The sequence below is a fragment of the Cellulomonas sp. PhB150 genome (genome assembly GCF_003755175.1).
Classification (GTDB): Bacteria; Actinomycetota; Actinomycetes; order Actinomycetales; family Cellulomonadaceae; genus Cellulomonas.
On sequence record NZ_RKHX01000003.1, the window covers coordinates 250,331 to 271,107 of the forward strand.

General features: G+C 72.1%; 19 protein-coding genes. 8 read left to right on the forward strand and 11 right to left on the reverse strand.

The genetic code is table 11. The features are described 5' to 3' along the window. The first annotated feature begins 81 nt into the window (after nucleotides 1-81). The 6 genes from glpK to EDF34_RS11550 all read left to right on the forward strand — a co-directional run bounded on the left by glpK (nucleotide 82) and on the right by EDF34_RS11550 (nucleotide 7,995). The gene (glpK, locus tag EDF34_RS11525; RefSeq protein ID WP_123371635.1) at nucleotides 82-1,605 is read left to right on the forward strand and encodes a glycerol kinase GlpK; all 1,524 of its coding nucleotides are present in this window, start codon (nucleotides 82-84) and stop codon (nucleotides 1,603-1,605) included. Nucleotides 1,606-1,900: 295 nt separating this feature from the next. After that, nucleotides 1,901-3,394 carry a SulP family inorganic anion transporter gene (locus EDF34_RS11530; protein ID WP_123371636.1) on the forward strand — a complete coding sequence of 498 codons (1,494 nt, stop codon included), beginning with the start codon at nucleotides 1,901-1,903 and terminating at the stop codon, nucleotides 3,392-3,394. 84 nt (nucleotides 3,395-3,478) lie between these two features. Further along, a complete protein-coding gene (locus EDF34_RS11535) occupies nucleotides 3,479-4,270 on the forward strand; it encodes an exodeoxyribonuclease III (RefSeq protein WP_123371637.1) in 792 nt (263 codons plus the stop codon). A 28-nt stretch (nucleotides 4,271-4,298) separates the two neighbouring features. Continuing rightward, nucleotides 4,299-5,081: a DUF4190 domain-containing protein gene (locus EDF34_RS11540; protein WP_123371638.1), complete on the forward strand. Its 783-nt coding sequence runs from the start codon at nucleotides 4,299-4,301 to the stop codon at nucleotides 5,079-5,081. Next, entirely contained in the window at nucleotides 5,074-5,694 is a 621-nt protein-coding gene (locus tag EDF34_RS11545) for a DUF4190 domain-containing protein (RefSeq protein ID WP_123371639.1), read from the forward strand. Before EDF34_RS11540 ends, EDF34_RS11545 begins: the two co-directional genes overlap by 8 nt. A gap of 69 nt (nucleotides 5,695-5,763) precedes the next feature. Continuing rightward, complete coding sequence (locus EDF34_RS11550) at nucleotides 5,764-7,995, forward strand: glycoside hydrolase family 3 C-terminal domain-containing protein (protein ID WP_123371640.1); 2,232 nt, start codon at nucleotides 5,764-5,766, stop codon at nucleotides 7,993-7,995. A gap of 35 nt (nucleotides 7,996-8,030) precedes the next feature. Here the strand turns inward: EDF34_RS11550 and EDF34_RS11555 are convergent, their stop codons facing one another. Then, nucleotides 8,031-8,399, reverse strand: a complete 369-nt coding sequence (locus tag EDF34_RS11555) for a VOC family protein (RefSeq protein WP_123371641.1) — start codon at nucleotides 8,397-8,399, stop codon at nucleotides 8,031-8,033. 63 nt (nucleotides 8,400-8,462) lie between these two features. Between EDF34_RS11555 and EDF34_RS11560 the strand changes: the two genes are divergently transcribed. Then, nucleotides 8,463-8,909 (forward strand): MarR family winged helix-turn-helix transcriptional regulator, encoded by a 447-nt coding sequence (locus EDF34_RS11560; RefSeq protein ID WP_123371642.1) that lies wholly within the window; start codon nucleotides 8,463-8,465, stop codon nucleotides 8,907-8,909. 24 nt (nucleotides 8,910-8,933) lie between these two features. Here EDF34_RS11560 and EDF34_RS11565 read toward each other — a convergent pair whose 3' ends face one another. From EDF34_RS11565 to EDF34_RS11590, 6 genes are all read right to left on the reverse strand, one after another. Then, the gene (locus EDF34_RS11565) at nucleotides 8,934-9,542 is read right to left on the reverse strand and encodes a TetR/AcrR family transcriptional regulator (protein ID WP_123371643.1); all 609 of its coding nucleotides are present in this window, start codon (nucleotides 9,540-9,542) and stop codon (nucleotides 8,934-8,936) included. 30 nt (nucleotides 9,543-9,572) lie between these two features. Then, nucleotides 9,573-9,998, reverse strand: a complete 426-nt coding sequence (locus tag EDF34_RS11570) for a hypothetical protein (RefSeq protein ID WP_123371644.1) — start codon at nucleotides 9,996-9,998, stop codon at nucleotides 9,573-9,575. Nucleotides 9,999-10,005: 7 nt separating this feature from the next. Then, on the reverse strand, nucleotides 10,006-12,051 hold the full coding sequence (locus EDF34_RS11575; RefSeq protein WP_233575344.1) for a DUF6571 family protein: 2,046 nt from the start codon (nucleotides 12,049-12,051) through the stop codon (nucleotides 10,006-10,008). Next, on the reverse strand, nucleotides 12,021-12,314 hold the full coding sequence (locus tag EDF34_RS11580) for a hypothetical protein (protein ID WP_123371646.1): 294 nt from the start codon (nucleotides 12,312-12,314) through the stop codon (nucleotides 12,021-12,023). The genes EDF34_RS11575 and EDF34_RS11580 overlap by 31 nt, the downstream gene beginning before the upstream one ends. A 7-nt stretch (nucleotides 12,315-12,321) precedes the next feature. Further along, nucleotides 12,322-12,741, reverse strand: a complete 420-nt coding sequence (locus EDF34_RS11585; protein WP_123371647.1) for a hypothetical protein — start codon at nucleotides 12,739-12,741, stop codon at nucleotides 12,322-12,324. A gap of 80 nt (nucleotides 12,742-12,821) precedes the next feature. Next, a complete protein-coding gene (locus tag EDF34_RS11590; RefSeq protein WP_123371648.1) occupies nucleotides 12,822-14,069 on the reverse strand; it encodes an endo-1,4-beta-xylanase in 1,248 nt (415 codons plus the stop codon). A gap of 80 nt (nucleotides 14,070-14,149) precedes the next feature. On the opposite strand from EDF34_RS11590, the gene EDF34_RS11595 reads away from it, so the two are divergent. Then, the gene (locus EDF34_RS11595; protein WP_233575345.1) at nucleotides 14,150-15,151 is read left to right on the forward strand and encodes a LacI family DNA-binding transcriptional regulator; all 1,002 of its coding nucleotides are present in this window, start codon (nucleotides 14,150-14,152) and stop codon (nucleotides 15,149-15,151) included. 4 nt (nucleotides 15,152-15,155) lie between these two features. Here the strand turns inward: EDF34_RS11595 and EDF34_RS11600 are convergent, their stop codons facing one another. Genes EDF34_RS11600 through EDF34_RS11615 form a run of 4 tightly spaced genes read right to left on the reverse strand, consistent with a single transcriptional unit; the run spans nucleotide 15,156 to nucleotide 20,743 of the window. Further along, entirely contained in the window at nucleotides 15,156-17,453 is a 2,298-nt protein-coding gene (locus EDF34_RS11600; RefSeq protein WP_370450059.1) for a beta-glucosidase, read from the reverse strand. Nucleotides 17,454-17,499: 46 nt separating this feature from the next. Beyond that, the gene (locus EDF34_RS11605; RefSeq protein ID WP_123371649.1) at nucleotides 17,500-18,393 is read right to left on the reverse strand and encodes a carbohydrate ABC transporter permease; all 894 of its coding nucleotides are present in this window, start codon (nucleotides 18,391-18,393) and stop codon (nucleotides 17,500-17,502) included. Further along, on the reverse strand, nucleotides 18,390-19,424 hold the full coding sequence (locus EDF34_RS11610; RefSeq protein WP_370450060.1) for a carbohydrate ABC transporter permease: 1,035 nt from the start codon (nucleotides 19,422-19,424) through the stop codon (nucleotides 18,390-18,392). The genes EDF34_RS11605 and EDF34_RS11610 overlap by 4 nt, the downstream gene beginning before the upstream one ends. Before the next feature lie 5 nt (nucleotides 19,425-19,429). Beyond that, entirely contained in the window at nucleotides 19,430-20,743 is a 1,314-nt protein-coding gene (locus EDF34_RS11615) for an ABC transporter substrate-binding protein (RefSeq protein ID WP_123371651.1), read from the reverse strand. Between the last annotated feature and the right edge of the window lie 34 nt (nucleotides 20,744-20,777).

Below are 20,777 nucleotides of genomic sequence, written 5' to 3' on the forward strand. Positions count from 1 at the left end.
TCGACACCGGACGGGCCGCGCCGCAGGCAGGCGCGCGGCCCGTCCGGCCCCCAGCAGACCTTTCACACGGAGGAAGCCACCATGGCGGACAGCAAGTACGTCCTCGCGATCGACCAGGGCACCACCAGCAGCCGGGCGATCATCTTCGACCACGGCGGGCAGATCGTCGCCACCGGCCAGAAGGAGCACGAGCAGATCTTCCCGCGAGCCGGGTGGGTGGAGCACGACGCCGCGGAGATCTGGGTCAACGTCCGCGAGGTCGTCGGCCTGGCCCTCGCGAAGGCCAACCTCACGTCGCGCGCCATCGCGGCGGTCGGGATCACCAACCAGCGCGAGACCGCGGTGGTGTGGAACCGCAAGACGGGCGAGCCGGTCTACAACGCGATCGTCTGGCAGGACACGCGCACGCAGAAGATCGCCGACGAGCTGGGGGCGCTCGGCGGGGGCGCGGACCGCTACAAGGAGAAGGTCGGCCTGCCCCTGGCCACCTACTTCTCGGGCCCGAAGGTGCGCTGGATCCTCGACAACGTCGACGGCGCGCGCGAGGCCGCGGAGGCCGGCGACCTGGCGTTCGGCAACACCGACTCGTGGGTGCTGTGGAACATGACGGGCGGGGTCGAGGGCGGCATCCACGTCACCGACGTCACCAACGCGTCACGCACCATGCTGATGAACCTCGACACCCTCACGTGGAACGAGGAGATCGCCGGCGAGATGGGCATCCCCGTGTCGATGCTCCCCGAGATCCGGTCGTCGTCCGAGGTCTACGGAAAGGGCCGTGAGGGCGGCCTCCTGGCAGGTGTGCCGATCGCCGGCATCCTCGGCGACCAGCAGGCCGCGACGTTCGGCCAGGCCTGCTTCGAGGTGGGCCACGCCAAGAACACCTACGGCACCGGCAACTTCATGCTGCTGAACACGGGCACCACCCCGATCCCGTCGAAGAACGGGCTGCTGACGACGGTCTGCTACAAGATCGGCGACCAGGACGCGGTGTACGCGCTCGAGGGCTCGATCGCCGTCTCGGGCTCGCTGGTGCAGTGGCTGCGCGACAACCTGGGCATCATCAAGTCCGCGCCGGAGATCGAGGAGCTGGCCAAGACGGTCGACGACAACGGCGGCGCCTACTTCGTGCCGGCGTTCTCGGGCCTGTTCGCGCCGTACTGGCGCTCGGACGCGCGCGGTGCGCTCGTCGGGCTCACGCGGTTCGTCAACAAGGGCCACATCGCGCGGGCCGCACTGGAGGCCACCGCCTTCCAGACCCGCGAGGTGCTCGACGCCATGAACGCCGACTCCGGCGTGGACCTCACCGAGCTCAAGGTCGACGGCGGCATGGTGCAGGACGAGCTGCTCATGCAGTTCCAGGCCGACATCCTCGGCGTCCCGGTCGTCCGACCCAAGGTGGCGGAGACCACCGCGCTGGGCGCCGCCTACGCGGCCGGCATCGCGGTCGGGTTCTGGTCCGGCGAGCAGGACGTCATCGACAACTGGGCCGAGGACAAGCGCTGGGAGCCCTCGATGGAGGACGACGAGCGGGACCGCCAGTACCGGCTGTGGAAGAAGGCCGTCACGAAGACCTTCGACTGGGTCGACGACGACGTGTCCTGACCCACCGCTCGACCACGGCGGCCGCTCCCCTGCCTCGGGGGGCGGCCGCCGTCGCGTCCGCCCCCTGCCCCCCCACGCCCCCCGCCTGTCGCCGAGACCGACCCTCCGGTCCGAGATCGAGGGTTCCGGGGGGTCGTTCTCGCACCGGAGGGTCGTTCTCGGCGGGGGGCGGAGGGCGATCCGCGCCTCGGCGCGCGCGTAGGATCCATGGGCCGCCGGGTGTCCTGTCCCCGGCTCCGCTCCCGTTCTGACCCCCGCGTGGAACGGTCGCGCGTCGTCTGAACCCTGGAGCTCCATGTCCGTCACCGCCACGCCCGTTCCCGATTCCGTGCGTGCCGCGCTGCGCTCGCCGCGCCGGCTGCGCACCGAGGTCCTCGCCGGGCTCGTCGTGGCGCTGGCGCTGATCCCCGAGGCGATCTCGTTCTCGATCATCGCGGGCGTCGACCCGAGGGTCGGTCTCTTCGCGTCCACGACGATGGCGGTGACCATCGCGTTCGTGGGCGGCCGTCCGGCGATGATCTCCGCCGCGACGGGCGCGGTCGCGCTGGTCGTCGCGCCGATCGTGCGCACGCACGGACTGGACTACCTCGTCGCGACGGTCCTGCTCGCGGGTGTGCTGCAGGTCGTCCTGGGGCTGGCCGGCTTCGCCCGGCTCATGCGCTACGTCCCACGCTCGGTCATGGTGGGCTTCGTCAACGCGCTCGCGATCCTGATCTTCGTCGCGCAGCTGCCCCATCTCGTCGGCGTCTCCTGGGTGGTCTACCCGCTCGTCGCCGCGGGGATCGCCGTGATCGTGCTGCTGCCGCGGCTCACCACCGCCGTGCCGGCTCCGCTCGTCGCGATCGTCGGGCTCACGCTGCTCACGGTCGGTGCCTCGATCGCGGTGCCGACCGTCGGTGACGAGGGCGCCCTGCCCGACTCCCTGCCGCACCTGCTCCTGCCCGACGTGCCGGTCAGCCTCGAGACGCTGCGGATCATCGCGCCGTACGCGATCGCGATGGCCCTCGTCGGGCTCATGGAGTCGATGATGACCGCGACGCTCGTCGACGAGGTGACCCGGACGCGCTCGGACAAGCGTCGCGAGGCCTGGGGCCAGGGCGTCGCGAACATCGTCACCGGCGCGTTCGGCGGGATGGGCGGCTGCGCGATGATCGGCCAGACGATGATCAACGTGAAGGAGTCGCGGGCCCGCACGCGGATCTCGACGTTCCTGGCGGGAGCCTTCCTGCTCGCGCTCGTCGTCGGCCTCGGCGACGTCGTGGCGAAGATCCCCATGGCTGCCCTGGTCGCCGTCATGGTCATGGTGTCCGTCGGCACGTTCGACTGGCACTCGGTGCGGCCGAGCACGCTGCGGCGGATGCCCCGCTCGGAGACGGCGGTCATGCTCGCGACCGTCGCGGTGACGATCGCGACGCACAACCTGGCCTGGGGCGTCGGCGCAGGCGTCGTGGTCGCCTCGGTGCTGTTCGCGGTCCGGGTCGCGCACCAGACGGGCGTCGAGCGGATGCCCGACGAGCCCGACGGGGCCCATCGCTACGTCCTGACGGGCGCGCTGTTCTTCGCCTCGGCGAGCGACCTCGTGCACCGCTTCGAGTACGACGAGGCTCCGGCGCGCGTGGTGCTCGACCTGTCCGGCGCGCACCTGTGGGACGCCTCCACGGTCGCGGCGCTCGACGGCGTGACCTCGCGCTTCGAGCAGCAGGGAGCCGTCGTCGAGCTGGTCGGGCTGAACACGGACAGCGCCTCGCGGCACGCACGCCTCTCGGGCCACCTGGGCGCTGGGCACTGACTGGCACTGACTGGCACTGACGGGCACTGACCTCCCACGGGCACTGCGCGCGGAGCGTCGGTGGCGCCGGGTAGCGTTCGCGGCATGCTCGTCGCCACGTGGAACATCAACTCGATCCGTGCCCGCACCGACCGCGCCCTGGCGTTCCTCGAGCGCACCGGGGTGGACGTCCTCGCGCTGCAGGAGACCAAGTGCAAGGACGAGCAGTTCCCGCGCGCCGAGTTCGAGGCGCTCGGCTACGAGGTCGTGACCAGCGGGTTCAGCCAGTGGAACGGCGTGGCGATCGTCTCGAAGGTCGGCATCGAGGACGTCGAGGTCGGCTTCGAAGGCATGCCCACGTGGGGCGACCCGGCCGCCGCGGAGGCCCGTGCCATCGGGGCGACCTGCAACGGCGTGCGGGTGTGGAGCCTGTACGTGCCCAACGGCCGCGAGATCGACGACCCGCACTACGCCTACAAGCTGGAGTGGCTCGCGCGGCTGCGGGAGACCGCGGGCGGCTGGCTCGAGAAGGACCCGGCCGCGCAGGTCGCGCTCGTGGGCGACTGGAACATCGCTCCGCTGGACACCGACGTGTGGGACATCGGCTTCTTCGCCGGCCGCACGCACGTGACGCCCGCCGAGCGCGACGCCTTCACCGCGTTCGCCGCCGCCGGTTTCACCGAGGTCTCACGCGAGCACATCCCCGCCGAGCACACCTACACGTACTGGGACTACCAGCAGCTGCGCTTCCCCAAGAACATGGGGATGCGGATCGACCTGACCTACGCCTCGCCCGCGCTGGCCGCCCGCGTGCAAGGTGTGACCATCGAGCGGAACGAGCGCAAGGGCAAGCAGCCCTCCGACCACGTGCCGGTCATCCTGCAGCTGGCCGACTGAGCGGCCCCGGGTTCGGTAGGTTGCCGTCATGAGCTCCGACCGCGGCGAGTCGCCCGAGCCGAACCCGTTCGCCCCGCCCTCGCTGGCCAAGCAGCCCGAGACCGGCGCTCCGGCGCCGTCCGCGATGCCCGCCGGCCCGCCACCGAGCGGGTACGAGGCCGTCCCTCCACCGCCGGCGCCGCAGGGTCAGTACGGGCAGCAGCCCCCCGGCCAGCCGGAGCCCGGGCAGCAGGGTCCGTACGGCCAGCCCGGCTACGGTCAGCAGCCCTACGGCCAGCAGCCCTACGGCCAGCCGCCGGCCGGCCAGCCCGGCTACGGCCAGCCGCCAGCAGCGCCGCCCTACGGCCAGGGCCAGTACCCGCCGCCGCCGCAGTCGCCCTACGGCGCGCCCGCGTACGGGGCACCGACCTACGGCCCGGGCCAGCCCGTGCCCCCGGGGTACGGCTCGGCCGCGTACGGCCCGGCCGCCTACGGGGCGCCGCGCAAGACGGACGGCCTGGCCATCGCCTCGCTCGTCACGAGCGGGGTCGGGCTGGTCGTGCTGGCCGGGGTCCCGTGCCCGGTCGGCCTCGGCCTGGGCATTGCCTCGCTGCGGCGCATCAAGAAGTCGGGCGCGGAAGGGCGCGGCCTGGCCATCGCCGGCATCGTCGTGGGCGCCGTCGGCACGCTGCTGCTGCTCGCGTTCGTCGCGTTCGTCGTCTTCGCGATCATCTTCGCGGCCAACCACCCGGACGACCCCGACTTCCAGTGGGACGTCGACGACGTGAGCACCACCGCGCAGGTGGTCCCCGGGCTCGACGTCGGTGTCTGACCCTCAGGCCGCCTACCCCGAGGCCTACTACGCCCCGGGCTGGGACCAGCAGCCCCGACCCGGCACCGACGGCGTCTCCGTCGCCGCACTCGTCACGGGCCTGCTCGCGCTCGGCCCGGTCGCGCTCGTCCTGGGTCTCCTCGGCCTGTACCGCACGGCGAAGCGCGGTACCCGCGGGCGAGGGCTCGCGCTGACCGGCGTCGTCCTCGGCGTGCTCGCGACGATCGGCTGGACCGTCCTCGTCGTGGTGCTCGTCGTTACGCTCGTCCAGACCCGGCCCCTGCCGGCGGACGTGAGCGAGCCCCGCAGCGCCCACGTGAGCCAGCTCGTCGTCGGCAACTGCCTGGCCTCCCTGCCCGCCGACGGCACGGTCGACTCGGTCGACGTGGTCCCGTGCGCGCAGGACCACGAGGCCCGGGTCTCCTCGGAGTACGACTTCGACGAGGACGCGGTGTGGCCCGGCCAGGACGGTGCCGACGCGCGCGTCGCGCGTGCCTGCGTGCTCACCGAGGAGGAGCAGTCGGTGGGCGCGACGATCGTGACGTGGGCGCCGACGAAGGACGGCTGGGACTCGGGGGACCGCACCGGGCTGTGCCTGGTGCGCGCGCCGTGAGGCCCTCTTACCACGTGGTAGGTATTGCGTTACCCTGAAGGCTCCGCAGTACGCACGAGGAGGTGCCGCATGGTGTTCGACGTCGAACGCGTCCTGGCCGGTCTGACCCTGGAGGAGAAGGCGTCGCTGACGTCCGGATCCGACTTCTGGCACACGCAGGGCGTCGAGCGCGCCGGCGTCCCGGCCGTCATGGTGACCGACGGCCCGCACGGGCTGCGCAAGCAGGCGGAGGACGCCGACCACCTGGGTCTGGGCGCCTCCGTCCCTGCCACCTGCTTCCCGCCCGCCGCCGCGCTCGGCTCGACCTGGGACCCGGAGCTGCTGCACCGCGTCGGGGAGGCGCTGGGCCGCGAGACCCGCGCCAACGACGTCGCCGTGCTGCTCGGGCCGGGCGTCAACATCAAGCGCACCCCGCTGTGCGGGCGCAACTTCGAGTACGTCTCCGAGGACCCGTTCGTCGCGGGCGTGCTGGGCACGGCCATCGTCGCCGGCATCCAGAGCCAGGGCGTGGGCACCTCGCTCAAGCACTTCGCGGCGAACAACCAGGAGACCGACCGCATGCGGGTCTCCGCGGACGTCGACGAGCGCACGCTGCGGGAGATCTACCTGCCCGCGTTCGAGGCGATCGTGAAGAACGCCCAGCCGTGGACCGTGATGTGCTCGTACAACAAGGTCAACGGCACGTACGCGTCCGAGAACCACTGGCTGCTCACCGAGCTGCTGCGCGACGAGTGGGCGTTCGAGGGCCTGGTGATGTCCGACTGGGGCGCGGTCCACGACCGGGTCCCCGCGCTGAGCGCCGGGCTCGACCTCCAGATGCCCTCGGCCGGGTCGCGGCCCGACGACGAGGTGGTCGCTGCCGTGCGCGCCGGGACGCTGGACGAGGCCGCGCTCGACGTCGCCGTCCGCCGCGTGCTCCGCCTCGTCGAGCGGTCGCTCCCGGGCGTGCGCAGCCAGGACTCATTCGACGTCGACGAGCACCACGCGCTGGCCCGCGAGGCCGCGGCCGACGGCTCGGTCCTGCTCAAGAACGACCCGGTCGACGGTGCCCCGCTGCTGCCGCTGACCGGCGACTTCCTCGTCGTCGGCGAGTTCGCCCGCACCCCGCGCTACCAGGGCGCCGGCTCCTCGCAGGTCAACCCCACCCGCCTCGACACCGCCCTCGACGCGCTCGGCGACGTCCCGTTCGAGCCCGGCTTCACCATCGCCGGCGGGCCCGACGGCGACGACGAGGCGTTGAGCGCGGCGGCCGTCGCCGCGGCACGCGAGGCGGCGACCGTCGTCGTGTTCCTCGGGCTGCCCGGTCCGGACGAGTCGGAGGGCTACGACCGCCCGCGGCTCGGGCTGCCGGACAACCAGGTGGCGCTGCTCGAGGCCGTCGCGGCGGTCAACCCGCGCGTCGTCGTCGTGCTCGCGAACGGCTCGGCCGTCTCCGTGCCCTGGCGCGGGCACGCCGCGGCGATCCTCGAGACGTGGCTCGGCGGCCAGGCGGGCGGCAGCGCGGTGGCCGACCTGCTGCGCGGCACCCGCACGCCGTCCGGCCGGCTCACCGAGACGATCCCCCACCGGATCACCGACACCCCTGCCTTCGGCAACTTCCCCGGCGAGGCGGGCCACGTCCGCTACGGCGAGGGCGTCCTGGTCGGCTACCGCTGGTACGACGCGCGCGAGCTCGACGTCGCCTACCCGTTCGGGCACGGCCTGTCGTACACGACCTTCGCGTACTCCGACGTCACGGCGACCGTCACGGGGACCGGGGCGGACGTGGCCGTCGACGTCCGCGCCACGGTGACCAACACGGGCGATCGCGCCGGTGCCGAGGTCGTGCAGGTGTACGTCCGCGACCCCGAGGCGTCGGTCCTGCGCCCGGTCCGCGAGCTCAAGGGCTTCGCGAAGGTCACGCTCGAGCCGGGCGCCTCGCAGGAGGTGGCGATCACTCTCGACTCGCGCGCGCTGGCCTACTGGCACCCCGGGCTGCACCGCTGGGTCGTCGAGGGGGGCGCGTTCGTCGTCGAGGTCGGCGCCTCCTCGCGCGACCTGCGCGGCGCCGCCGAGATCGAGGTCGAGGGCGAGCCCACGTGGGCGCCGCTCGAGGCGATGTCGACGGTCGAGGAGTGGTTCGCCCACCCCGTCGGCGGTCCGTTGCTCCAGGAGGCGCTCACGCCGCCGGCCGATGTCCAGCTCGACGAGACGATGCAGGCGATGATGCTCGGGATGCCCGCCAAGACGCTCGCCGACTTCGGGATCGCCGGGTTCGACCGTGAGGTCCTCGACCGGCTCGTGGTGCAGTCGCGCGGCTGACTGCGGCTGACCGCGGCTGACCGCGGACGTGCGCGTCAGGCGCGGTCGTGGAGCGTGATCTGGTAGCCGTCCGGGTCGGCGAACGTGAAGGTCCGGCCGAACGGGCCGTCGATCGGCGCCGAGACGATGGTGTGGCCGTCGGCGTCCAGGGCGTCGTGGATGGCCTGGACGTCGGTGGCGTGCAGCCAGATCGCGGCGCCGACGCCGGGCTGGGCGACCGACGCCAGGTCGGTGCCGGGGACGACGTCGCGCAGCGCGAACGCGATCGGCGCGGTCTGGAAGACCACGGCGTGCGGCGGTCCGGCCGGCGAGCGGACGAGGCCGAGGTAGTGCTCGTAGAACGCCCGCGAGGCGTCGAGGTCGCGTGCCTGGAGGGAGAGGAAGTCGGGGCCGGTGACGGGCATGGGGCTGCTCCTTGTCTGCGTGTCAGTCTTCTGACACGCAGCACCGTATGTCAGAATACTGACATGAGTCAACACGATGCCGGCGTCGACCTGGAGACGTCGTTGGGCTACCTGCTGAAGGAGGCCTCGAGCGCGCTGCGCGCGGCGATGGAGGAGGTGCTGCGGCCACTCGGGATGACGGTGACGCACTACTCCTGCCTCGAGCTGCTGGCGCAGCGCCCCGGCCTGTCGAGCTCGGAGCTCGCGCGCGGAGCGTTCGTGACGCGGCAGTCGATGAACGTGCTGCTCCAGGCCCTGGAGCGGGACGGCTACGTGACCAGGCCGGCGGCGGCCGCGGTCGGCAAGGCCCTTCCCACGCGGCTCACGCCCCGAGGGCGACGCAGCCTCGAGAAGGCGACCGTCGCGGTCCGGTCGGTCGAGCTCAGGATGCTGGCCGGCATGACCGCGTCCGAGCAGTCGGCCGCGTTCCAGGCTCTACGGAGCATGGTCCGCTCGCTCGGCGGCGGCTGACCCGCGCCACGCGGCCGCGCACCGTCAGTCGAGCAGGAGGCTGCGGTGCAGGGCGCCGAGCGCCGCGGACATGTCGACGCGCTCGCCGGCGCCGTCCACCTCGAGGAGCCACTGCACCTGCAGCCCGTCCATCGCGGCGATGGTCAGCCGCGCGGCGGTCGCCGGGTCGACGCCCGGGCGCAGCCGGCCGGCGTCCCGCAGCGCGGAGAACGCCGTCGCCGCGTGGCCCAGCAGGTCCGCGTACCGGCGCTGGAAGTACTCGTGCGCCGGGTGATCGGTCGCCGTCGCCTCGGCGGACAGGTTCACGTACAGCTCGACGATCCCGGCACGGGACGCGTTGCGCTCCGCCACCCGCGCCAGGGCGGCGAAGAAGTCGAGCCCGCCGTCGAGGTCGGACTGCAGCTCGAGGCCGTCGACCTCATCGCGCCGCTCGAGCACCGCCGCGAGCAGGACGGCCTTGTTCGCGAAGTGGTGCATGAGCCCGGGGTGGGAGATCCCGACGCGCGAGGCGACCTCCCGCAGGGACGCGTTGCGGTAGCCGACCTCCCCGAACAGCTTCATGGCCTCGTCGAGGATCTCCGCGCGCGTCGTGCGGCCCTTGGCGTAGCCGGTCCGGGGCACCTCGAGAGACATGGCGAGAGTCTGTCACCCGCGATGGTGGTCTCAGCCCAGCAGCGCGGTGAGCTCCTCGCGGTGGCGCTCGAGGTGGTCGAGCACCTCGCGGGTCGGGTCCTGGTCCCGCTCGCCGGCCAGCAGCGCCGCACCGTCCTGCGTCACGGTCACGTCGTGGGTGCCGGAGCGCTCGACGACGAGGACGAACGCGATCGCCTTCGTCGGCGAAGCCGTCGCCAGGTCCTTCAGCAGATCGGACTCGTCCCAGTACACGTCGTCGGGAGCGTCGAAGTCCCGCTGCTCGAGCCCTGCCGACGTCTCGACGATCACGACCTGGACGGTGGCGATCCCGGACGGGCCCTCGGCGACGGAGCACTCGTGGCGCACGACGATGCGGAGCCACCCGGCCGGCACGGCGGAGGCGTAGCTGCGGGCGATGCGGTCGACGAGGGCGACCTGCTCGGCGGTCAGCTCCACGGTCGCGTCATCTTCGGGGTGGTTGGGCACTGTTCTCCCATCGGTAGCGGAACACCTCACCATCGATGGTGAGCTTCACGTCGAACGTGTCCGGCCGCGTCGCGTCGGGACCGTTCTCCCGGTACTTCGGCTTGATCTCGATGTCGACCTTGCCGGGCGTCTCGTTGCGGAGCGCCTGGCGGATCTTGTTCTCCATCCGCGCCCACTCGCCCTGGTTGAGGTTGACCAGGCCGTCGTACGGCTTGCCGTTGCCGGGCAGCACGTTGAGGCGGTTCGTCGGGCCGCCCAGGGAGTCCGCGATGAGGTGGAACCCGATGTCGTGCGGCAGTCCCTCCTTGCCGATCTGAGCCGTCAGTGCGGCGTCGCGGCCGCCGTCGCCCAGGTTCAGCGTGCCCGACACCCCGTTCGTCCGCTTGAACTCGTCGGTGGTCCACCGCATGCCGTTGAACTCGTAGACGGCGTTCGGGTGGGGGGCGTTCGCGGCGCGGTTGAAGTCGGCGAGGTTGTCGAACCTGAGGATCGGCAGCGACACCCCGTCGAGGTGCGCCACCACGTCGAGCGTGGCGCCGGCGCTGCGGAGCTTCTCGATGTCGATCCCCCGCGCCGCGAACGACGCGATGTCCTCGGCCGAGAGCGCGCGCCGCGTCCACTTCCCGCCCGTGGCGCCCCAGCCGAGGAACGGGATGAGTGAGGCCGACGAGAGCGCGGCGTCGACCGCGTTGCCCTCGGCCGCGTACCAGATCGCGTTGATCGCGTCGGCCGGCTCCCCGACGACCGGGATGAGCCCCAGCCCGTCGAAGACCAGGTGCCCGATGTCCGAGAAGGGGTTGGAGTCCTTGCGCCGCTCCTCGATCTCGGCGGCCTTGATGTCGAAGACCTCGCGCGCGTCGGCCGCGATGTCGGCGCTGATCGTGTCGCCGCCCTCGAACGGGGTGATCGCCGCGGCGATGGCGGCGTTCGAGCCCGCGCCGTCGTCGACCGGCCACCGCCGCCGGGAGAGCACGTAGTCGAGGAAGCCGTTGACGCTCGCCGACTTCCCGCCGGCCTCGATCGTGATGAGCTCGCCGCTGCCGAACAGGTTGTGCGCGGCCTCCGGGGTGCGGCCGACCGCGGCGAGGATCCCGGCGAGCGGGTCGTAGTAGTCGGTGTAGCCGTCGGGCGCTCCCTCGTCGTCGCCCTGAACCGGGTCGAGCGCCCCGTACGGCTCACCCATCGAGTGCGAGCGGTCGTACCACATGTCCCGCGTGTCGACCTCGCGCTCGTAGAGGTAGACGTCGTTCGCGAGGGTCGTGAGGAAGTCGGCCGAGAACGTGCCGCGCGAGACGACGAGGCCGAGCGCGCTGGCCTGCCCGAGCGTGTGCGGGTTCTCGTCCGTGATGGCCGACGACCACTGCGTGGCGTACCCGGGCGGCAGCGACTGGTCGCCGGTCCCCTGGGTCGCCGTGCCGAACGTCGTGCCCAGCCCGTCGAGCAGCGCCTCGTAGGCCTCGTCGAACTTCTCGACGTCGTCGAGGTGCATCCCCATGCTGTTCTGCGCGATCACCCGCCGCGTGCTCGACGCGTCGATCACCAGGTCGGCGACGTCCTCCGGGGACACCTGCGTGGCGAGCTGGTAGGCGAAGTAGGGGTCGGAGCCGTTCTTCGCCAGCAGGTCGAGGAGCTCGGGCGGGATGTCCTCCCCGTCGCCGTACTCGTCGATGAGCTTCGCGGCCCGGTCGGCGAGCTCGCGCGCCTCGGCGGGCGTGGTCGTCGGCAGCGTGGACTCGTCGAGCTGGACGTAGCCCTGGATGCCCGGGGTCTGCGCCTCGATGTGGCGGGCCAGTGCGAGGCGCCGCCGCACGCCCGGCAGCTGCCCGTCGATCCACCCGCGCACCGCGTCGAGCCGGCGCAGGTCCTCGGACCCGAGCATCACGCCCTCGAGCCCCGACTGCAGCGAGGACGCGTGCGACATCACGTCGTGCGAGGCGTCCTCCAGCGCGCGCACGAGCGCCGCCATCTGCGCGAGGTCGATCGAGGCGACGCTCACCGCAGGTTCCGCCAGCGGGTCTGCCACGCGTCGGGCTCGACCTTCTCCGGCTGGCGGCGGATGGCATCGTCGAACGTGGCGATCGCGCCGTCGGCCGCCGTGGTCACGCTGCGGTGGTGGCCCGTGAGGTCGGTGTAGAAGTCGTCCGCCGTGCTGCTGATCCACGCGCCGGCGTCCATCGCCCGGATGACGCCGTCGAGGTCGTCCCGCAGGTCCGCGGCCACCGGGACCGCCTGGCCGCGCCGGACGCGGATCGCCGCCAGGTACGGGTTGGGGATCTCGTCAGCCACGGCGGTCTCACGCGCCCGGGACGGGGCCGCGCTCGGCGACCCACGTGTCGAGGTAGCGCTCGAACCGGCCGAGCGACTCCTCGTCGTGGATCCCCTGGCTGCGCTTGGGTGGCTCGTAGCCGGGGGTCAGCCGGAACGAGCCGTCCGCGTCGACGACCAGGTCGAGCGTCGTCCAGCGCGGGCCGGGGTCCGCGGAGAGCTGGTTGAGCCGGGCGACGGCGTCGTAGAGCGGCTCGTCGTAGCCCACCTGGCCGTACTGCCAGCGGTCGCCGCCGTCCACCACGGCCGTGGTGATCCAGTTGAGCGTGACCTCGTCGTCCCCGGTCGCCTCCCAGTTGCCGACCAGGCGTGCCCAGCCGACGGGCGCGATAGCCGCGAACCGGCGCACGACCACCTCGACCTGCCCCTGCTGCTCCGCGAGCCCCACGCGCGATCTCCCCGTCACTGCCCCGTCAGTGCGCCCCATGATGCCAGCGACCCCACGCGAACGCGCCCGTTTCGTCCCGGTCAGAGGGTGAGCGTCGCCGTCGATCCTGCCGCAGTCAGGGTGAGGCCGGCAGTCGGGCCGCCCGGGAGCGTGACGCGGTAGTCGCCGGCGAAGCCGCGGACGACGAGCCGGCCGGCCTCGTCGGTGCGCATCGAGGTCGGCGCCGTCCACCACTCGCCGCGCACCAGCCCGTGCAGCGCGTCGTATGCGGGCTTGGGCGTGCCGTCGGCGCGCACCAGCCCGGCCGGCGCGCCCAGCCAGGCGCCCTCGTCGGTCAGCCCCCAGTAGGTGATCGACTCGACGGCCGGGTGCCCGACGAGCGAGCGGTAGTGCCGCACCACCTCGTCGGCCTGCCGGGCCTCGCCAGCCGGGGTCGACGGCCACGTGGGCACCTGGTAGTCGTTGAGGTCGACGACGTGCGCCGGCATGAGGTCGCCGGACAGCAGCGTCGTCTCGGTCAGCTGCAGGGGCAGGCCGAAGCGCGCGAACCGGTCGACGATCGCCAGGATCGCGTCCTCGCCGCGGTACCCCTGGTGCATGTGGGTCTGCAGCCCGATGGCGTCGATCGCGATGCCCGCCGCCAGGCACTCCTCGATGAGGCGCTCGTAGTCGGGCCCCAGGTCGAAGTCGTTGAGCACGAGCCGCGCGTGGGGATCCGCGGAACGGGCCGACGAGAACGCGAGCCGGACCATCTCCACGCGCCCGAGGCGCTGCGCGAGGCGGGTCACCGCGTTCTCCTCCGCCGTGAACACGGGCAGGATCACCACCTCGTTGATCGCGTCCCACTGGTCGACGAGGCCGACGAAGTCGCCGACCTCGCGGCGGACCCGCTCGCGGAGCACCGGCTCCACCTCGTCGTCGGGCACGGCGGACAGCCACGGCGGGGTGAGCGTGTGCCAGACGAGCGGGTGGCCCTTGACCCGCACGCCGCGCTCGACGAACCAGCGCGCGGCCCGTTGCAGCCGGAGGGTGTCCGGCTCGCCTCGGACCGGTTCGAAGCCTGCCCAGTAGAACGGCAGCGTCGCGGTGTCGAACAGGTCGAGCCAGAGCTCGGCGAGGTGCGCGCCGTGCTCGGCCGACGCTCCCCCGAACACGCCGTCGGGCGCGCGGTCCTCGCCGTTCGCCAGCGCGATGAGGTCGAACCCGATGTTGCCGAACCCGAACGCGTGCCTGACCTGCTCGACCGTCACGGGGCAGCCGGCGGCCGGCGTGCCGTCCGCGCGCAGGACGGTCACCTCGCACGAACCCTGCCGATGCGTGTACGTCATGTGGTGCACCCCGTCCTGGCGGATGGAAAACGCCGAGTCGTCGTTATCGATAACGTTATCTGCGCGGTAGGCTCCGGGACGTGGAGACCGGGGCGCGCGTGAAGATGGAGGACGTCGCACGCGCAGCGGGCGTCTCGGTGGCGACGGTGTCGAAGGTCGTCAACGGCCGGTACGGCGTCTCGCGGTCCACCTTCGAGCGCGTCTCGACGGTGATCGACGAGCTCGGCTACGAGACCAGCCTGGGCGCGCAGAGCCTGCGCAGCCACAAGACGAACGTCATCGGCGTGCTCGTCGCGGAGTTCGAGCCGTTCAGCACCGAGCTCCTCAAGGGGGCCTCCGACGCGATCGGCTCGACCGGCTACGAGCTGCTCGCCTACTCCGGCGGGCACAAGGGCGGCGCGGTCGGCTGGGAACGGCGCTCGCTGTCCCGCCTCGGCGGGACCCTCATCGACGGCGCGATCATCGTGACCCCGACCGTCGTCGGCGCGTCCAACGGCGTGCCCGTGGTCGCCGTCGACCCGCACACCGGGCCGTCCGGCGTCCCCACGGTCGACTCCGACAACTTCGCCGGCGCCGTGCTGGCCACCGAGTACCTGCTCGGCCTGGGTCACCGGCGCATCGCGCTGCTCGGCGGACGCACCGACCTCGAGTCCGCCCGGCTGCGCGAGGACGGGTTCCGGCACGCGATGGCCGCCGCGGGCGTGGAGGTCGACGAGAACCTGGTCCGCGTCGGTGGCTACCGCCCCGAGACCGCCACGGCCCCGGCGCGCGAGCTCCTCACGCTCGACGACCGGCCCACCGCGATCTTCGCCGCGAACGACCTGTCGGCCATCCGCACCATGGAGGTCGCGCACGAGCTCGGCCTGCGGGTGCCCGACGACGTGTCCGTGATCGGCTTCGACAACGTGCCCGAGTCGGCACTGGCCCACCCGCCGCTGACGACGATCGACCAGCCGCTGCAGGACATCGGCGCCCGCGCGCTGCACATGCTCGTCGAGCTCATCGAGGGCCGCGAGCCCGAGTCGACGCACGTGCGCCTGCCCACGGCCATGGTCGAGCGCGCGTCCTGCCGCCGGATCTGACACCTCAGCGCACGGACGTCGAGGTCCACCGCTCGTCGGCGACGCCCACCTGGTGCACCGCGCCGGCCAGGGTCACGGTCGTCTCGGTCTCGCGCTGCTCGCACGACGGCCCGACCCACAGCTGGACCTCGCCCGGCTCGACGACCCGCACGCCCGCACGGCCCGAGAAGGCGAGGCGCGTGGTCGGCACGACGAGGTCGACGACGACGCTCTGCCCCGGCTCGAGGTGCACCCGGCGGTAGCCGAGCAGCTGCGCGACCGGCCGGGTCACGCTCGCCACGACGTCGCGCCCGTAGAGCTGGACGACGTCGTCGCCCGCCCGGTCGCCCGTATTCGTGACGCGGACCGAGGTGCGGATCGGGCCGTCGGTGCACGCGCCGGGCTCGACCCTGAGGTCGTCGTGCGCGAACGTCGTGTACGACAGGCCGTGGCCGAACGGGAGCGCCGGGACGCTGCTCAGGTTGGTGACGTCGCCGTCGCCGCCGAGCGCGGGGTGCAGGTAGGAGTAGGGCTGCGCGCCGGCCGAGCGCGGCATGCTGACCGGCAGGTGGCCGGACGGGTTGACGCGGCCGGAGAGCACGCCGGCGATCGCCGAGCCGCCCTCCTCGCCGGGGAAGAAGGCCTGGACCACGGCGGCGCAGCGGGACAGCGCCCAGTCCACCGCGTAGGGCCGGCCGGTCACGAGCACGAGCACGACCGGGGTGCCCGTCGCGAGCACCGCGTCGACGAGCGCGCGCTGCACGCCCGGCAGCTCGAGGTCGTCACGGTCGCAGCCCTCGCCCACGGTCCCCCGCCCGAACAGCCCGGCGTGGTCGCCGACGACCACGACGGCGACGTCAGAGGACGCCGCGGCGTCGACCGCTGCGGCGATGCCCGACGTGTCGTCGTCGTCGACCGCGCAGCCGCGCTCGTAGACGACCGCGGACCCGGGCAGCTCCGCGGCGAGCGCGTCGCGCACGGTCGGGATCTCGAGGCCGACCTCGGCGTCGGGGTGGTGCGCGAGGACGTGGTTGACGAACGAGTAGCACCCGAACAGCGCGGCGTACCGGTCCGCGTTCGGGCCGATCACCGCGACGCGGCCGGGAGCGGCCAGCGGCAGGGTGCCGTCGTTGGTGAGCAGGACCACGGACTCCTCGGCCAGGCGGGCCGCGATCCGTCGGTGCTCGGGGCTGTCGAGATCGACACCCGTGGGCGGCTCCTCGTCGAACGTCGCGTCGAGCAGGCCGAGCTCCGCCTTCTGCAGCAGCGCGCGCAGCACGGCCCGGTCGACGAGCGCCTCGTCGACCCTGCCCGCGCGCACCGCCTCCGCGAGCGGCGCGAGGAAGGCGTCACCCGTGGGCAGCTCGATGTCGACGCCCGCGGCGAGGGCCTGTCCGGCCGCGTCGCCGAGGTCGGCCGCGACGCCGTGCAGCAGGTGCAGGAACGCGACGCCGAAGTAGTCGGCGACGACGGTCCCGTCGAACCCCCACCGGTCACGCAGGACCCCGGTCAGCAGCTCGGCGTTCGCGGCGACGGGCACGCCGTCGATCTCCGCGTAGGAGTGCATGACCGAGCGGACGCCGCCGTCGAGCACGGCCATCTCGAACGGCGGCAGCAGCACGTCCGCGATCTCGCGCGGGCCGGCGTGCACGGGCGCGAAGTTGCGGCCCGACTGCGAGGCGGAGTAGCCGACGAAGTGCTTGAGCGTCGCGTGCACGCCCGCGGACTGCACACCGCGCACGTACGACGTGCCGAGGGTCCCGACGACGTAGGGGTCCTCGGAGATGCACTCGTCGACCCGCCCCCACCGGGGGTCGCGGATGACGTCGAGCACGGGCGCCAGCCCCTGGTGGATCCCCAGCGCACGCATCGACCCGCCGACGGCGGCGCCCATCTCGGCCACCAGGTCGGGGTCGAACGACGCCCCCCACGCCAGCGGCGTCGGGAACGTGGCCGCCCGCCACGCCGACAGCCCGGTGAGGCACTCCTCGTGCACGAGCGCCGGGATGCCGAGCCGCGTCTCGCGGACCAGGCGCCGCTGCTGGCCCCAGAGCCACTGCGCGCGCTCGTCCGCGTCGACCGGCCGGGTGCCGTAGGGCCGCGTGAGGTGGCCCAGGCCGTGCCGGCTCACCTCGTCGAGACCCTGCTCGACCTCGAACACGCCCTGCAGCGGGGCGACGGCCTCGCCGTCGCCCTTCTCCCAGAAGCCGACGAGCTGCGCGAGCTTCTCCTCGAGGGTCATCTGCGCGAGCAGCTCGGCGGCTCGGCCGTCGGCGCTGGGAACCGGGATCCCGGTGGGGCGGGACGTCTGAAGATCCGTCACGGGATCGTTCTCCTTCTGGGGAATGACGGGAAGCGAGAGGGCGGGCTCAGCCCTTGACGGCGCCCTGGAGCCCGCCGACGATGCGCTTCTGCAGGGCGAGGAAGAAGATCAGCGCGGGGATCATCGCCAGGGTCGTGAAGGCGAACACCCCCGCGGTGTCCGAGGCGTGCTCCGACGAGAAGTCGGCGACACCCAGGGGCAGGGTCTTCATGTCGTCCTGCAGCAGGAGCAGCGGGAGCAGGTAGGCGTTCCACGAGCCGACGAACGCGAGCACGCCGACGGTGACCATGCCCGGGCCGGACAGCGGCACGAGGATCCGCCAGAAGAAGCCGATCCGGGACGCCCCGTCGAGCAGGGCCGCCTCCTCGAGCTCCTTGGGCAGCGCCATGAGGAACGGGCGCAGGATCACCACCGTCATCGGCAGCGCGAACGCGGCCTGCGGCAGCGCCACCCCCCACCAGGTGTTCCCCATGTGGAGGTCCTTGGTGATGAGGATGAACAGCGGGATGATCGCGACCGTCGCGGGGAACAGCAGGCCCAGGACGAACACCATGAACAGCGGCTCGCGCCAGCGGAACTGGTACCGGGCCAGCGGGTAGGCCGCCATCATCCCGAAGACGACGACGATGGCCGTGGTCAGGATCGCGATGACGGCCGAGTTCAGCGCGTACTGCCAGAAGCTCGGGTTCGTCAGGACGCCGGTGTAGTTGCTCAGCACCCAGGGGCTCGGCAGCCCGGCGGGCTTGTCCGCGAGCTGCGCGTTGGTCCGGAAGCCGCCGAGCACGCCGTACAGCACGGGGCCGACGGTGAACGCGACGACCACGAGCGCGATGAGGTAGACCAGCGGGTTGCCGCCGCCCTGCCGCTTGCGCCGGGGCGTGTGCGTCGCCTGCCGCTTGGTCGGGGCGATCGGAGCCCCGGTCATCGTGCCCGCGCTCATCGCTTGGCCTTCTTCCGGGGAGCGTCCTGCGAGTCACGCCGCAGGATGAAGAACTGGTACAGGAGCGCCATCACGAGCGCGACGACGAAGAGGATCACCGAGGCCGCGGAGGCGATGCCGTAGTTCGAGCGCTTGGTGCCTTCGTTGACGAGGAAGGTCGCCATGGTCGTCGTGGCGTTCGCGGGGCCGCCGCCGGTGAGGATCCAGACCATGTCGAACAGCTGCAGCGAGCCGATCATCGACAGGAAGGCCCAGGTGCGGACCGTCGGGCCCAGCAGCGGGATGGTGATCTTGCGCTGCACCTGCCACCAGGTGGCGCCGTCGATCTGCGCGGCCTCGTACAGCTCCTCGGGCACGCCCTGCAGGCCGGCGAGGAACAGGATCACGGCCAGGCCCAGGTACTTCCAGGTCAGCACGGCGATCACGGTGTAGAGCGCGACGTCGGGCGTGCCGAGCCAGCCCTCCTCGGGCCCGCTGATCCCGACCGCGGACAGGATCGTGTCGATCACGCCGTACTCGGGCTGGAGCAGCTGGAACCACACGACGCCGGCGATGACCTCGGCCAGCACGTACGGGACGAAGATGATCGTGCGCAGGACGCCCTGGCCCCACATCTTGCGGTTGAGCAGGAGCGCGATCGCCAGGCCCAGCGGCAGCTGGATGAGGATCGAGAGCACCACGATGATGATGTTGTGCGTGAAGGCGCCGGTGAAGACGTCGTTCTGCAGCACGCTGGCGTAGTTCTTCAGGCCGACGAAGTCGACCAGCGGGCCGTAGCCCTTCCAGCGGTACACGGAGAACTGGACGGCCTTGATGATCGGCCACACCACGAAGAACAGGAACACCAGCAGGGCCGGCGCCACGAAGAACAGGATCTCGAGGCGCATGCGGACCGAGGACCTCGACCGGCGGCGCCCACCCGGGCCCGGGCCGGCCGGCCGCACCGAAGCGCGACCGGCGGCCGGGGCCTGGGGCTTGGACGTCGCAGGCGAGACGGGTTCGCCGCGCACGGCGGTCGTGTCGTCTGCCACGTCGGTCACTTCTCCGCGTCAGCCGCTGCCTGGGTGGCGTCGACGATGTCCTGCGGGGTCGCCTTGCCGGCGAACATCAGGGCGATCTCGTCGTTCATCGCGCCGCCCACCGAGGCACCGAAGGCGGTGTCGAAGTAGAGCTGGACGTACGGCGCCGAGTCACGCACCTTGAGCAGGCCGGCGAGCGCCGGGTCCTTGACGTACTGCGAGGCGGACGAGTTCGTCGGCAGACCCATGTCCTGCTCGGCGAAGCCCTTCTGGACCTCGTCGGACAGCAGGTACTTGACGAAGTCGACGGCCTGGTCGGGCGCCTTCTGCGAGACGGCCCACGCGTCGCCGCCACCGAGCTGGGCGGCCGGGTCACCCTGACCACCCGCGACGCTCGGGAACGAGAACCAGCCGGTGTTCTCGCCGAGGCCCTTCTTGTCCTCGGTGAGGCCCTGCATCACGCCGGGCTCCCAGTGTCCCTGCATCTCCATCGCAACCTTGCCGGTGGCGAGCAGGCCCGAGGCGCTGGTCGCGCCCGTCTGGGCGGGGGTGGACAGGAAGCCCTTGTTGAACGGCTTGGCCGCGATGACCTTCTCGAGGTCCTCGCCCGCCTTGATGAAGCACGGGTCCGAGAACTCGAGGCTCTTGACCGCGTCGGTCAGCACCTGCTGCGAGCACTCGCGCAGCGCGAACTGGTACCAGTAGTGCGCGGCGGGCCACTTGTCGCCGGCGCCCACGGAGATGGGCTCGATGCCCGCGGCCTTGATCTTGTCGATGTCCGTGTACAGGTCGTCCCACGAGGTGGGGGTGTCCGTGATGCCGGCCTGCTCGAAGAGCGCCTTGTTGTACCAGAAGCCCACGACGCCGACGGAGAACGGCAGCGCGTAGGTCTTGCCGTCGACCTGCCAGCCCGCGACCGAGCCGCCGATCTTCGCGATCTCGTCCTTGGCGGCGTCGGAGATGTCCTTGGTGAGGCCCGCCTCGACGTGGTCGGCGAGCTCGCCGCCGCCACGCTCCATGTAGACGTCCGGGGCGTCGTCGCTCTGGAACGCCGCGTCGAGCTTGGTGAGCATGTCCTCGTGCTGCATGGCGCTGATCTCGACGGTCACGCCGGGGTTGGCTGCCTCGAAGTCCTTGGCGACCTTCTCGTAGTAGGCCTTGCCCGGGTCCGTGTTCGAGTTGTGCCACCAGGTGATGGTGACGTCCTTGGCGCCGCCGGAGCCGGACGAGCTCGGGTCGGAACCTTCGTTGTTGTCGCCCGAGCTGCACGCTGCGAGCAGTGCGAGACCCGTGGCGACGGCCAGGGCACGCAGGACTGGCGTCCTCTTCATCGTTGAACTCCTCGTCGTCACTGAGAGGGATGGA